Origin of the sequence: Pseudoduganella umbonata (assembly GCF_014192225.1) — a bacterium.
GTDB lineage: Bacteria > Pseudomonadota > Gammaproteobacteria > Burkholderiales > Burkholderiaceae_D > Rugamonas > Rugamonas umbonata.
Window position 1 is genome coordinate 319,853 of the sequence record NZ_JACHXS010000008.1, and the last position, 14,065, is coordinate 333,917.

11 protein-coding genes are annotated in these 14,065 nt (G+C 66.8%); 7 read left to right on the forward strand and 4 right to left on the reverse strand.

Annotated elements, in window-relative coordinates; translation table 11 throughout:
* Window positions 1-5 precede the first annotated feature (5 nt).
* From FHS02_RS21035 to FHS02_RS21045, 3 genes are all read right to left on the reverse strand, one after another.
* A complete protein-coding gene (locus FHS02_RS21035; RefSeq protein WP_137316473.1) occupies window positions 6-440 on the reverse strand; it encodes a hypothetical protein in 435 nt (144 codons plus the stop codon).
* A gap of 397 nt (window positions 441-837) precedes the next feature.
* Window positions 838-1,713: a TraB/GumN family protein gene (locus tag FHS02_RS21040; RefSeq protein WP_137316472.1), complete on the reverse strand. Its 876-nt coding sequence runs from the start codon at window positions 1,711-1,713 to the stop codon at window positions 838-840.
* A gap of 491 nt (window positions 1,714-2,204) precedes the next feature.
* Window positions 2,205-3,710 carry a dipeptidase gene (locus FHS02_RS21045; RefSeq protein ID WP_229430113.1) on the reverse strand — a complete coding sequence of 502 codons (1,506 nt, stop codon included), beginning with the start codon at window positions 3,708-3,710 and terminating at the stop codon, window positions 2,205-2,207.
* A gap of 202 nt (window positions 3,711-3,912) precedes the next feature.
* On the opposite strand from FHS02_RS21045, the gene FHS02_RS21050 reads away from it, so the two are divergent.
* From FHS02_RS21050 to FHS02_RS21080, 7 genes are all read left to right on the forward strand, one after another.
* Window positions 3,913-6,099, forward strand: coding sequence for a hybrid sensor histidine kinase/response regulator (locus tag FHS02_RS21050; protein WP_137316471.1), 2,187 nt, complete (start codon window positions 3,913-3,915; stop codon window positions 6,097-6,099).
* Between the two features lie 89 nt (window positions 6,100-6,188).
* Window positions 6,189-7,184 (forward strand): LLM class flavin-dependent oxidoreductase, encoded by a 996-nt coding sequence (locus FHS02_RS21055; RefSeq protein WP_137316470.1) that lies wholly within the window; start codon window positions 6,189-6,191, stop codon window positions 7,182-7,184.
* A gap of 186 nt (window positions 7,185-7,370) precedes the next feature.
* Entirely contained in the window at window positions 7,371-8,540 is a 1,170-nt protein-coding gene (locus tag FHS02_RS21060; RefSeq protein ID WP_137317710.1) for an MFS transporter, read from the forward strand.
* 80 nt (window positions 8,541-8,620) lie between these two features.
* Window positions 8,621-9,544 carry a tRNA glutamyl-Q(34) synthetase GluQRS gene (gluQRS, locus tag FHS02_RS21065; RefSeq protein ID WP_137317709.1) on the forward strand — a complete coding sequence of 308 codons (924 nt, stop codon included), beginning with the start codon at window positions 8,621-8,623 and terminating at the stop codon, window positions 9,542-9,544.
* A gap of 142 nt (window positions 9,545-9,686) precedes the next feature.
* On the forward strand, window positions 9,687-10,088 hold the full coding sequence (locus tag FHS02_RS21070) for a DUF4124 domain-containing protein (RefSeq protein ID WP_137316469.1): 402 nt from the start codon (window positions 9,687-9,689) through the stop codon (window positions 10,086-10,088).
* 333 nt (window positions 10,089-10,421) lie between these two features.
* A complete protein-coding gene (locus FHS02_RS21075) occupies window positions 10,422-11,159 on the forward strand; it encodes a PEPxxWA-CTERM sorting domain-containing protein (RefSeq protein ID WP_137316468.1) in 738 nt (245 codons plus the stop codon).
* A gap of 163 nt (window positions 11,160-11,322) precedes the next feature.
* Window positions 11,323-12,108 carry an alpha/beta fold hydrolase gene (locus FHS02_RS21080; protein ID WP_137316467.1) on the forward strand — a complete coding sequence of 262 codons (786 nt, stop codon included), beginning with the start codon at window positions 11,323-11,325 and terminating at the stop codon, window positions 12,106-12,108.
* On the opposite strand, the gene FHS02_RS31975 is transcribed toward FHS02_RS21080, so the two are convergent.
* Entirely contained in the window at window positions 12,105-14,033 is a 1,929-nt protein-coding gene (locus tag FHS02_RS31975; protein WP_137316466.1) for a methyl-accepting chemotaxis protein, read from the reverse strand. The two genes, FHS02_RS21080 and FHS02_RS31975, sit on opposite strands and share 4 nt — an antisense overlap.
* Between the last annotated feature and the right edge of the window lie 32 nt (window positions 14,034-14,065).

Here is a 14,065-nt window from a genome sequence, read left to right on the forward strand (position 1 = left end):
CGCAGTCAAGTCTTCCCGCAATCGTTTTCAACACTGCGAAAATTTTTTTCGCCCTGAGCAGCATTCGCTGACGATACGGGGTTCGCGTCCCGTCGAAAAATCTGCTCGTTCCGGGCAGCCTTCGCGGACGAGACCGGCTTGGCGTCCCGTGCAGCTGCCCAGTCGCGTTCCAAGCGCGCCTGGTCGGCATCCACGTCCATGCCGATCTTGCGCAGCAGCGCTTTCGTCTGGCGGCGCTGGCCCGCGCCGACCATGCCGCCCGTGGCGCGTTCGGCATCGAGCCGCATGTCCACCAGTTGTTCCACCTTCGCCAGCCGTACCAGCGCGTACAGCGCCTGGCGTAGCACATGGCGCTTGCGCCGCCCGCTCCGGCCGGCCTGCCCGCCATGCGCGGCCTCGACAAGGTCCGCAATCACCGCTTCCGTCCGATGCTTGAGCATATCGCGCCTTATAGTTATCTAATATCTAATTATCAAGCTGCACCGGACTATACAGTTTGATTTGCATCAAAGCCCACCTCGCACACGGTGAGGTATGGGTAGCCAACGCTAAAGCGGGAACGGAGCCCGGGACGGGCAAGCACAGGCAGCCGGAAGCCGGGCCGGGCAGGCGCGGCGAAAACTGCACTATCGAATGGAGGACGCGGGATTGCGAGATCGGCTGCCGCGCCAGCGGGCACCTGGAGGCAGGCGGCTGGCGCGGCAATCAGGGGGCAGCGAGGGAGCCGGTACAAGAAGATCAGTGCAGGAGGATCAATGCAAGAAGATCAGTGCAAGCGGATCAGTGCAAGCGGATCAGTGTAAAGGGGATCGATGCAACTGCAACACTACCAGGCGATCAGTACATCTTCTCAACATCGTAGCCGCGGCGCCGCAGCAGCTCCGGCACGCTTTCCTCGCCAACGAGGTGCAGCAATCCGATGCCGACGAAAGCCACCTCGTCGCTGCGCATGATCTCTTCGATGTGGGCGGTCATTTGCGGGTTGCGCTGTCGCAGCAGCGTGCGGTCCATGAACGTGGCCGATACCGTGTCGCCCGTCGTCAGCTCGCGTGCCAGCGCAGCGATGCGCGCCGCGTCGGCGGTACTCCAAGCATCGATCAGGCCGGCCGACTTCTGCAGGGCCTTGCCGTTATCCAGGTCGTCCAGGTTTTCGATGAGGTATTTTTCCTGTTGCGCATCGTCCAGCGAAGCGAACAGGCTGAGCTGATAGTCCGCCGTTTCCAGCTCGCGCACGGTCTTCTTCTGCTTCACGGCGGCGGACAGCAGGAAACCTTCGACGCCGTTGCTGCGGTGATAACCGTGCTTTTCGATCTCGCTGCCAACGAGGATGTTTGCCACCAGCCACGGCCGGTAACCTTCGACATTGCGCATGGCAATGCCGGCCTTGGCAAGCGCCTTTTCCAGCCGCGCCAGCGCCCCCGGCGACAGGTGGCGCGTGATCGATTCGCCGGCGGGATAGTTGCCATACTTCGCCAGCGCGACCTGGAACGGCTCGTGGTGACGCGTATCGATTTCCAGCACCAGCGAGCTGGCATGGTCGAGCGCCCGCGTCACTTCCGGCTCCAGCGGGAAAAAGCCCTGCTTGCCCACATGGATGGTGCCGAACAGGTAGCTGGTCTTGCCGTCGTGCCGGACCCGGTACAACGCGCCACGCCGGGGTACCGGCTTCAATTCGATTGGTTCCGCGGTGGCGACCGCGTTGGGGACATTCATTTCCATACTGTTGGCGGACCAGGAAATCAATAAGGCAACGGTAAAAGTCAGGTAGCGCAGCATGCAAATCCCCGGCCGGCCTTCGATAAAAGGCCGGCATTGATCCGACAACGATGAACAGTGAATGCCCTAGAGTCAGCCGGGCAGTGGCTGGCGACCGCGTGGGGACGGCTCTGTTGCTGATGGTAAATGAATTTGCGCGCTGAGGAAATTTATTTGTGCCGCACGAATGAAATCGGCCGGATTGAAACAACAATTTGTTTCAATTCCGGCCGAATGACTGATTCGATAATCTTGCTGCTTATGCCAGCAGTGCTGGCGTTATGTCATGCGATAACGGCGCATTATCCATTCGATCATGACAGCTCCAGTGGTTTAAACGTTATCTTTAAACTTCACTCTTTAAAACTTCACTCGTTAAAACTTCACTGGTTAATATTTCATTGATTCAATCTCAAGGATGAATATTCATGGCGGGGTCGCACAATCCCTTATCTGGCCAGTTCGACCAGTACCGCCGTATACATCTGCAGATTCAGCGACAGCTGTTTCTCGCTGATGAACTCATGCTCCGAGTGACCGGTATACACGGCGCCCGGCATGCCTGGCCCGAAACTCACCGCATTCGGAAACAGGCGCGAATTGGTGCCGCCGCCGATCGATACCGGCTTTGCATCGCGTGCGCCCGTGTAATGACTGAACACATCGAGCAGCACCGGTACCTGCGGCGCATCGTCGCGCACCCACGGTTCGCCGATCTGCGCTTTCAGCGTTGCCTGCGGTGCGCGGGCCGCCTTCCAGCCGTCGAACGCGGCATGGAATTGACGCTCCAGTTCGGGGCCCGTCTTGCCGCGCGGGCGGCGCAGGTTCAGGTTCAGTTCCAGCGCATCGCCATTTGCCTTCAGCACCACCGGCGCCACCGTCATCGGTCCCATGAAATCGTCGCGATACGCCACCTGGCCGAATTTTTCGCCGTAAAGGCCGGTCCCGACCAGGTCGTTGACGAACGACACCATCGTGCCCGCGGTCGTGCCCGTCCATGGCTGTACCGCCAGCGCATCGGCCAGCATCGCGATCGCGTTGACGCCATCCTCAGGCTTGGACGAGTGCGCCGACACGCCTTTCGCCGTGACCTTCAACTGCGGGCCGGTGCGCACGAATCCGTAGCGCATCCCTTTCTGGCCGGCGGCGCGCGCACGGATGCGCTCCTCCAGTTCCGGCGTGGCGCCGTCGATCACCGCCACAGCGTCCTCGGGGATCTGGCTGTTGAAAAAGCCGCCGGTGAACGACGTCACCGCGGCACCGGTGGCCACCGGTGCCGGCTGCTTCGGCAGTGCCACGGTGACCAGCCCCCAACCCTTTTCGGCCGTCACCGCCGGGTACTCGGCATCGAGCGTGATGCTCACCTGCGGCGGCGTATGCGTCTTCAGGTAGGCTTCCAGCGGCCCCCAGTCCGATTCTTCGGCCATGTAGACGTACAGCTCGATACGCTTGGTCAGCGGCACCTTGCGGTCGCTGATCGCCTTCATCGCATACAGCGCGGTGGCGATCGGCCCCTTGTCGTCCTCGGTACCGCGGCCCACCAGGAGGCCGGGCTCGCTGGTGCGGTCCAGCGTGAACGGCGACTGCTGCCACTTCGACGGGTCGACGGGCTGCACGTCGCCATGCGTGACGATGCCGACGCGCTCGCTGCCTTTGCCGTAACCGATGACAAGCACGCAGCCGGCATCGTCGACATCGAAGCCCAGGCGCCCGGCCTCCTCGCGCAGATAACGCTTGAACGCCATGTGCTGCGCATTGCGTTCGCACGGCACACCCTCCTGCGCGACCGTGTTGAAACTCACCATCCGCGCCAGGCTGTCGATCACCTTGCCGTGGTAAGCGGTGCGGGCATGTTCGGCCGTCGCCAGCGCGACAGGGCTCGGTGCGGCCGGGGCGGCGGCGTGGAAAAACATTGGCAGCAATGAAACCAGCGTGGCTTTTTTCAGCATTGTCATGTCAGGATTGGTCGTGGTGGCCCGCAACAGGTGCGGCGGTTCGCGCATTGCCCGCTGTCATCGGACACAAGCTTATGGTAACGTGATACAACTATTAACGAGTGTACACGCACCTCCATATCTCGTGCAGACAAGCCCCGGTCAGCTGCCATCCCACGTCCACCCGCGCCTGCCTACCATCCGTTTTCGGCTGGCATTGCTGGTGCTGAGCTGCGTGCTGCCCGCCGCCATCGTCTCGGCATTCCTGATCTACGACCACTACCGCGTCGAGCGTGCCAGCCTGCTGGGCGAGGCGATGGCCACGGCGCGCTCGATGGTATCGGTGGTGGACCGCGATTTCGACACCGTCATCACCGCCCTGTCGGCCCTGTCCGTATCGGACGATATCGACGAGACCGACATCGCCGAATTCCGGCGGCAGGCCACCAATGTCCACGCGATCCTGCCGATCACGGAAATCGTGTTGTACGACGCGCCAACCCGGCGCCAGCTGATGAATACCGCGGCCGGCTCCTCTCCCGTCGCCGCCGGCAATGCGGCGCTGCTGCGCGACGTGATGCGCACCGCGCAGCCGGTCGTGACGGGCCTGACAGCCGGTGGCGCCGACGGCCAGACGATCACGGTCGGCGTCCCGGTCGTGCGCGGCGGCGTGGTGCGCTATGTGCTGGCGGCGCAGGTGCTGCCGGCGGCGCTCGGCGCCATCCTGCGCGACCAGCAGATCCCGGCCACGTGGCGCGCATCGGTCCTGGATGACGGGCTGCGCATCGTCGCCCGCAATGTCGACATCGAGCGCTACCGCGGCACCCTGCCCGCCCCCGACCTGGTCGAGCGCATGCGCCGCCAGCAGGAAGACACGTTCGAAGGCTCCACGGTCGACGGCAACCCGGTCGTGATGCTGTACAGCCGCTCCACCAAGTCCGGCTGGGGCGTCTCGCTCGGCATTCCCCATGCGAACCTGGCGGCCGGGCTGATGCGCACGCTGGAATCGCTGATCATCGCCACCGTGGTGATCCTGGCCCTCGGCCTGGGCATGGCGTGGCTGGTCGGCGGACGCATCGCCCATTCGGTGCAGGCGCTGATCGGACCGGCCACCGCGCTGGGCACCGGGCAGCACGTGCAGCCCGCCGTGGTGGATTTTTCCGAAGCCCAGCAGGTGGCCGATTCGCTGCTGCGCGCCGCCGCCGCGCTGGACGACGCGCGTGGCCGCGCCGACAACGAACTGCGCGAACGCCGCGCGGCCCAGGAAGCGCTGCAGGCCGCCGACCTGCGCAAGGACGAGTTCCTCGCCACGCTGGCGCACGAGCTGCGCAATCCGATGGCGCCGCTCGTCAACGCGCTGGAGATCATGCGCCTGGGCGGGCCCGGCAAGCCGCCGCCGCCGAACGTGCTCGACATCATCGGCCGCCAGCTGAAGCAGATGGTGCGGCTGGTGGACGACTTGCTCGACGTGTCGCGCATCACCACCGGCAAGCTGGGCATCCGTGCCGAGCCGGTCGTGCTGCAGGACGTGGTCGCCCATTCGCTGGAAACGTCCGGCCCGCTGATCGCGCAGCGGCGGCACGCGCTGTCGGTCGACATGCCGGACCAGCCGGTCGCGCTGCACGGCGATCCCACCCGCCTGGCGCAGGTGCTGTCCAACCTGCTGAACAACGCTGCCAAGTACACGCCCAATGGCGGACGCATCGCCTTGCACGCGGTACGCCTGCACGAGCCGGACCGCGTGCGCATCGAGATCAGCGACAACGGCATCGGCATCGCCGCCGACGTGCTGCCGCAGGTCTTCGACATCTTCTACCAGGCCGACCGCTCGCTGGGCCGCGCGCAGGCGGGGCTGGGCATCGGCCTGTCGCTGGCGCGCCGGCTGGTCGAACTGCATGGCGGCGCGCTGACCGCGTCCAGCCCTGGCAAGGACCTGGGCAGCACGTTCGCGCTGGAACTGCCGGTAGCGCTCGACGGAGCCGTGCCGGCACAGGACGACGATGCCGGCACGGCGCCACTGCCGCCGCTGCGCGTGCTGGTGGCCGACGACAACATCGACCACGCCAACACGCTGCGCACGCTGCTGATCGCGGCCGGGCAAACGGTCACGGTGTGCTACGACGGCCTGTCGGCGCTGCGCAGCGCCGACACGTTCGAACCGCAGATCGCCTTCCTCGACATCGGCATGCCGCGCATGGATGGCTACGAACTGGCGCGCCGGCTGCGCGCCGACCCGCGCCAGCGCGATTGCATGCTGGTGGCCGTCACCGGCTGGGGCCAGGAAAAAGACCAGCAGGATTCGCGCGCCGCGGGTTTCCACCGGCACATCGTCAAGCCGCTGGCCCCCGCCCAGCTGCGCGCCCTCCTGCAGGAACGCGCCAGCCGTGCCACAATGCACGACACCGTTTGATCAAACCCATCCGGTTTTGCTCCAGGCGGAACTTTGCATGAAAGGCAGGGGCCCGCCGGTCAGGTGGGAAATTTCCCCTGATTACTCCGATGACTCCACCAAATATTCCTCTTTCAATTCTCGATCTTTCCCCGATCGCCGAAGGCAGCCACGCCGGTGAATCGCTGCGCAACACGCTGGACCTGGCGCAGCACGGCGAACGCTGGGGCTTCAACCGTTTCTGGCTGGCCGAGCACCACGGCATGCCGGGCATCGCCAGCGCCGCCACCGCCGTCGTCATCGCCCACGTGGCCGGTGGCACGAGCACGATCCGTGTCGGTGCCGGCGGCATCATGCTGCCGAACCACTCGCCGCTGGTGATTGCCGAGCAGTTCGGCACGCTGGAAGCGCTGTTCCCGGGCCGCATCGACCTGGGCCTGGGCCGCGCTCCCGGCTCCGACCAGACCACCGCGCGGGCACTGCGCCGCAACCTCGGCTCCGATGCCGACGAATTCCCGCAGGACGTGCTGGAACTGCAGGACTACATGAGCGACTCGCCGCGCCAGCGCGTGCTGGCCGTGCCGGGCCAGGGTGCCAGGGTGCCGCTGTGGATCCTGGGTTCGAGCCTGTTCGGCGCCCAGCTCGCCGCGCATCTCGGCCTGCCCTACGCCTTCGCCTCGCACTTTGCGCCGCAGATGATGATGCAGGCGGTTCACTTCTACCGCAGCAACTTCAAGCCCTCGGCGCAGCTCGCCAAGCCCTACGTCATGCTGGGCTATAACGTGTTCGCCGCCGATACCGACGAGCAGGCGCAGTTCCTCGCCACGTCGATGCAGCAAGCCTTCGTCAACCTGCGCACCGGCCGCCCGTCGAAACTGCCACCGCCGATGGCCGACTACCGCAGCACCCTCGGCCCGCAGGAAAACGCGATGCTCGACTCCGTGCTGTCCTGCACTGCCACCGGCTCGCCCGCCACCGTCGCCGCCCAGCTGAACGCCTTCATCGCCAGCACCCAGCCCGACGAACTGATGGTCACCTCGCAGATCCACGACCACCGCGCCCGGCTGCGCTCGTACGAAATCCTCGGCGACATCCTGCGCGGCTAGCGCGCCCTGGCCTTGGGATCGCCCCAAGGCCTGTCAAAAAGTACCGGCTGAAAATATTGCCCAAAACCGTACGCCAAGTCCGGTCTTGGGCAACTATTGCGTTATCGGCATCAACAAGGAATGGCAGTGCACACGAAACAGCAAGAACAACAAGAACAACACGGACAACACGATATTTCCGCCGCGATGGTGTGGCTGATGGCCACGGCCACCGGCCTGATCGTCGCCAACCTGTATTACGCGCAGCCGCTGATCGGGCCGATCAGCCAGGCAACGGGGCTGCATCCCGGAGCGGCCGGCCTGATCGTCACGCTCACGCAGTTGGGCTACTGCCTCGGCATGATCTTCATCGTGCCGCTCGGCGACCTGGTCGAGAACCGCCGGCTGATCGTCACGGCGCTGGCGGGCACCGCATGCGCACTGGCCGTCGCCGCCTTCAGCACCAGCGCGGTCCTGTTCCTCGCGGCGATGTTCTGCATCGGCATGGGCTCGGTGGCGGCACAGGTCATCGTGCCGTTCGCGTCGCACCTGGCGCGGCCGGAAACGCGCGGCCAGACGGTGGGTACGGTCGTCAGCGGACTGATGCTGGGGATCATGCTGGCGCGGCCCGTGGCCGGCCTCGTCGCCGATGCGCTGGACTGGCACGCGATCTTCGTGCTCTCGGCACTGGTCATGGCCGGCCTGGCGCTGCTGCTCAAGCGCCGCCTGCCGCAGCGCGATCCGGCGCAGGCGGGCGCCGCGCAGCACACCTATCCGGCATTGCTGGCATCGCTGTGGTACCTGCTGAAGACGACGCCGATCCTGCGCCGCCGCGCCGCCTACCAGTTCTGCATGTTCGGCGCGTTCAGCCTGTTCTGGACCACCGTGCCGCTGATCCTGGCCAGCCCCGCCTTCGGCCTGTCGCAATCGGGCATCGCGCTCTTCGCACTGGCCGGCGTGGCCGGCGCCCTCGCGTCGCCGGTCGCCGGCCGCCGCGCCGACCAGGGCAAGTCCCGCTCGACGACGGCCATCGCGCTGGTGGCCGCCGTGCTGTCGCTCGCCGTCCCGCTGCTGGTGCATGGCGGCCGCATGTTCGAACTGGGCTTGCTGGTGGTGGCCGCGATCGTGCTCGACGGCGCCGTCTCCGCCAGCCTCGTCACCGGCCAGCGGGCCCTGTACGCGCTCAGCGCCGACGTGCGTTCGCGCCTGAACGGCCTGTACATGGCGATCTTCTTCATGGGCGGTGCGCTTGGCTCCTCGGCGGGCGGCTGGATGTATGCCCACCATGGCTGGCAGGGCGTGCTGATGACGGGCCTGCTGTTCCCGGCCGCCGGCATGCTGGTCTTCGCCACCGAACGGGTCCGGCCCGCCGGTTGACGCCCCGCGGCCGGTTCCCCGATACTGCCCGCATGACTTTCCGTACGACGCCCAGCATGGTCCCCAGTATGCCCTCCAGGATGACACCGTATCGCGGCCGCTTCGCCCCCTCCCCCACCGGCCCGCTGCACCTCGGCTCGCTCGTCGCGGCGATGGCGAGCTACCTCGATGCGAAGGTGCACGGCGGCCAGTGGCTGGTGCGTATCGAGGACCTCGACCGCGACCGCAACGTGCCCGGCGCCGACGAGCACATCCTCGCCTCGCTGCGCCGCTGCGGCATGGCATGGGATGGCGAGGTGACATGGCAAACGCGCCGCGAGCCCCTGTACGAGACGGCGCTGGCGCAACTGGCACAGCATGTCTACCCGTGCGGCTGCTCGCGCAGGGAAATCGCCGACTCGCAAACCAGCCTCCGGGCGCACCTGCAGGGGCGCCCCGGCCTGCCGCACACTGCGACGCCGGTCTATCCAGGCACCTGCCGCGCCGGCCTGGCGCCGGGCAAGGCACCGCGCGCGCTGCGCCTGCGCACGCCGCAGCACCCCGCGCGCGTGATCGGTTTCGACGACCGCTGGCATGGCCATGTCGAGCAGGACATCACGGCCGAGGTGGGCGATTTCGTGATCCGCCGCGCCGACGGCTTCTGGGCCTATCAACTGGCGGTCGTCGTCGACGATGCCGCGCAGGGCATCACCGACATCGTCCGCGGCGCCGACCTGCTCGATTCCACGCCCCGCCAGCTGTACCTGCAGGAACTGCTGGGCGTGCCCCACCCGCGCTACCTGCACGTGCCCGTGGTCGCCAATGCCGATGGCGAGAAACTGTCGAAACAGACCGGCGCGGCGGCCTTCGACAACGGCGCGCCGCCGGCGCAACTGCTGGCGCAAAGCCTGATCCCCGCCGCCCGCTTCCTCGGCCTGCACGTTGCGGCCGAGACCATCGACGGGTTCTGGAGCGCCGCCGTCCCGGCCTGGGAACGCCTGCTGCGCGAACACGGCCGGGTGTAAGGCCGGCAGCGACCGGGTAAGCAGCCCGGACAATCACGCATGCCGCTGTAGGACTGGTCCTCCGGGCGACCGTGGGTTGGCGAACAGACCCGCGCGCGCCCGCGGCGCACACTCCCTCCATCGCTTGAACAGGAGGTAAATCATGCGTCGCTTCATCATTCCCGCCGCACTCGGCCTGGCCGTACTGGCCGGCTCGGGCGCCGTCGCAAACGACCAGATCTACAAGTGCATCGATCCGAATGGCGCCACGATGTTGTCCGACAGGCCTTGCGCCATCGTCGAATCGGTTCCCGCCGATACCGGCAGTGGCACCGGGACCGACACCGGTGCCGTGGCAGCCATGCCAGCCGTGATCGAAAGCCGTCCGCAGGTGGTCAAGGAATATTTCACGCTGCCCGCAGCGGAAATCGACCATGGCCAGCGCGGCAAGGTGCAGCTCGTCAGCACGCCGCCGAAAGTCGACGTGGCCACGCTGAAAGCTGCCCGGCTGAAGCTGGAGCTGGAAGACAAGACCGCCTCGTTGCGGCAAGCCAGCCTGGATTGACCGTGGCGCCGGAGCGACACTCCGGCTTGCATGAATAAAGTCACTGCGGTTCCAGGCAGCGCCAGCCGCCAGTCCACCGCGGCGCAGGCTGCACAGCACAGTATTTCGTCATTGTTCGCGCTAGCGCTACCAGAGTTTATTTCCCCCGTCCTCTTCCCTTCCGAACACAGCCGTATAAGCACGGCACTTTGTTACAAATAATTCATGTTTCTCCTTTGACACATGGTTTGCACCTGCCGAGAATGGGTTCGCCGCATCGACCAAAAGTCGTTCGTGCCGGATCTCCCGGCCGCGGCATTAGGGTGCTTAAATCAACCACGATAAGGAATGCACATGAAGATGAAGCAGGCATACATGGTGTTGGCATTGGCTCTCGCCGCGGGCAGCGCCGCCGCGGCCACGACGGATTTCTCTTCCGGCACACAGGGCTGGGAGGGAACGCAACCCCTGGACGGGAATGGCGGTTCCGGTATCGACAACACCCTGGGCAATGACGCACCGGCCTATCGCACCATCATCAACAACTTCGGCATCACCTTCGCCAACACCACGAACGCGGAGTTCGTGCGCGACTACACGGCCACCTCGTCCGTCACGTTCGGCATCGACGTGCTGACCCAGCAGGTCAACTACTTCGGCCAGGACGTCACGCGCGACCTGGTGCTCGAACTGCGCGATTACGATAACGCCGGCAACGGCCTGCCTTACACCAGCGTCTGGTACACGGTGGGCACGCTCGATGCGGCGAACGAAGGCTGGAAGCACTTCTCGGTCACCATCGACGATACCTCGGCCATCGGCCTGCCGTCCGGCTGGGGCGGCTACGGTGCCGAAGAGGCCGACGGCACGCCGTACCTGCCGACCGACCGCACGTTCGCCAGCGTGCTGGCCGGCGTCGACGAGATCGCGTTCACGACCTACAAGCCGGGCTTCATGTACGGCTTCACCGACTTCGACGTGGCAGTCGACAACATCAGCGTCAGCCCGGTGCCGGAACCGGGCACCTACGCGATGATGCTGGCCGGCCTGGGCCTGGTGGGCGCCGTCGCCCGCCGGCGCAAGCAAGCCTGATGACCTCTTGACCGAATGAACGTCCGCCGGCGCGGTGCGGCCGCACGCGCCGGCGGACGACGCAACTGGACGACGATCGCCGGCCCGGCGTCGTCGTCTTTCGCATGGTTCCAGAAGCGCGGCAGTTCTATAATGCGCGCTCTGCCGACACCGCGAAAACACCATGACCACTGCCGCTTTACTTCCCGACCGCCGTCCCGCCGTCGTGCTGCTGCACAGTTCGATGAGCTCGCGCAGCCAGTGGGCCGCGCTGATGAGCGAGCACGAACGGAGCTATCGCTTCCTCGCGCTCGACCTGCTGGGCTACGGCAAGGCGCCCTTCCCGGATCACGCGATGCGGGCCAATTTCTCGCTCGCGCATGAAGTCGAGGCCGTGCAGGCCGCGCTCGCAACGCACCTGGCGCCGGACGAACCGTTCCACCTGGTCGGCCATTCCTATGGCGGCGCCACCGCGTTGCGGCTGGCCCGCACGTTGCCGGCCCGCATCCTGTCGCTGGCCGTGTTCGAGCCGGTCGCCTTCCACCTGCTCGACGAAAGCGACGCGGAGCGCGCCGAGATCGGCGCCGTGATCGCCGCGATCGAAACGGCCGTCACGCCGGAAGACGCGACGCGCCGCTTCATCGATTACTGGAACGGCCCGGGCGCCTTCGATGCGCTGACCGCGCCCGTGCGCGCGCGCTTTGCCGCACAAGTCGCCAAGGTCAGGCTCGACTTTACCGCGCTGCTCGGCGAGCCCGCCACGCTGGCCGATATGGCCGCCATCGCCGTGCCGGCGCTGCTGTTGTCCGGCCGTGCCGGCCCCGCCTCCACCCGTGCCGTCGTTACCCGCCTGGCCGCCGCCCTGCCCCATGCCACCACCGCGCAAACGCCCGGCGGCCACATGGCCCCGGTCACCCACGCGGCCGACGTCAACCGCGAGCTGGCCGCGTTCCTGGCGAGAGTGTCCTAGGCGGCCAGCCGGAACACGCCCATCGTCCGCACCAGGGCGCGGGCCTGTTCTTCCAGGCTGGCCGATGCGGCGGCGGTCTGTTCGACCAGCGCGGCGTTGTGCTGGGTGGCGCCGTCGATCTGGATGATCGCCGTGTTCACCTGCTCGATGCCCGAGCTCTGCTCGCCCGAGGCCTGGGCGATGTCCTGCACCAGCCCGGCCACGCGGCCCACGCTGTCGAGGATCTTCGCCATCGCCTCGCCCGCGCTGCCGGCCAGCGCATTGCCGACGCCGACCTTGTCGACGCTGGCGTCGATCAGCGTCTTGATTTCCTTCGCGGCGGCGGCCGAGCGCTGCGCCAGCGTGCGCACCTCGCTGGCGACGACGGCAAAGCCGCGCCCCTGCTCGCCGGCGCGGGCCGCTTCCACGGCCGCATTCAGCGCCAGGATATTGGTCTGGAACGCGATGCCGTCGATCACGGCGATGATGTCCACGATGCGGCGCGAGCTGGCATCGATCTCGCCCATCGTGTCCACCACGCGCAGCACCACGTCGCTGCCCTGCTGCGCCATGGCGCTGGCCGTGCGCACCAGTGTGCTGGCTCCTTGCGCATGCTCCACGTTCTGCCGCACGGTGGCGGTCAGTTCCTCCATCGACGACGCCGTCTCTTCCAGGTTCGAAGCCTGCGCTTCGATGCGCGCCGACAGGTCGGCGTTGCCGCTGGCAATGTCGGCGGTGGCCGAACTGATCGTATCGACGCTCCCGCGCACGTCGCCGACGATGCGCCGCAGGCTGTCGTTCATGTCGCGCAGTGCGCGCAGCATCTGCCCCACCTCGTCCGGCGGTCCCACGTCGATGTCGCTGGCCAGGTCGCCGGCGGCCACGCGCTGCGCCACCTCGACCGCGCGGTTCATCGGCACCGTCACCGAACGCGCGATCAGAAGGCCGGCCGAACCGGCCAGCGCCACCAGGGCCGCCAGCGCCGCGAGCATCAGTGCGTGGATGCGCTCGAATGCGGCGATGCGCTCGGCGAACACGGTGTTCAGTACCGCGCGCGATGCGTCGTTCAGCGCGAACAGCGCATCGATCGCCTGCGTGGCTTCCTGGAAGAATGCGTCGGACGATGCCGTGATCGCAGCCGGCGCCACCACCTCGTCGCTGGCGCGCCGCGTCAGCGCGCGCACCCCGTCGGCGCCGGCCTTCATCTGCGCGCCCAGCTCGGCGGCGAAGCGCGGATTGGCGCGCGCGGCCTTGTCGAACGCATTCATCGTCTGCGCCAGCCGGTCGTCGGCACGCGCCAGCAGCGCGGCAACGGCAAAGCGCTCTTCGGCCGAGCCTTCGTGCCGCGTCAGCAGCACCGAGGCACGGGCCCGCAGCCTGCCCAGTTCCTCGGTCAGCGCCGGCATCTGGAACACCGTCGCCTGCAGCAGCTCGTAGGTATCGGCCTCGGGGTCGAGCGACAGCCCGTAATGGTCGCCGATCAGTTCCTGCAGCCGCATAAGGCGCTGTACGATGGAGGAATGCGCCGTGAAACTGTCGGCCGCCGTCATCTGCTTGCGGGCGACGGCGCGGACGACGCCTTGCCAGTCGCGCCGTACGCCTTCCCACAGCGCGGCCAGGCTGGCGTCGCCGGTGGCGGCAACGGCGCCGTCGATGATGCCGAATGCGGCATCGGCCTCGCGCTGCTTGGCGGCGCGGCGCGCCTCCGCGTCGCCACCGGCCAGCACCACCCCGGACAAGCCGCGATGCTGCTGCGCCAGCTGCACTCCCTTCAGCACCTGCGCCACCGCGGGCATGCCGGCCAGTTCGGCCTCGTAGCTGGCCAGCGCCTTGCCGCTCTCGTGCAGGTACAGCCAGGTGGGAATGGCCGTCATCAGCAGCGCCAGCAAGGCGAGCAGCAGGAATTTGTGGGAAAGCTTGAGGCGGGCCAGCGACTGCGGGAACATCGGGTACTCTCCAGGGTTACGCTCTATTGGTG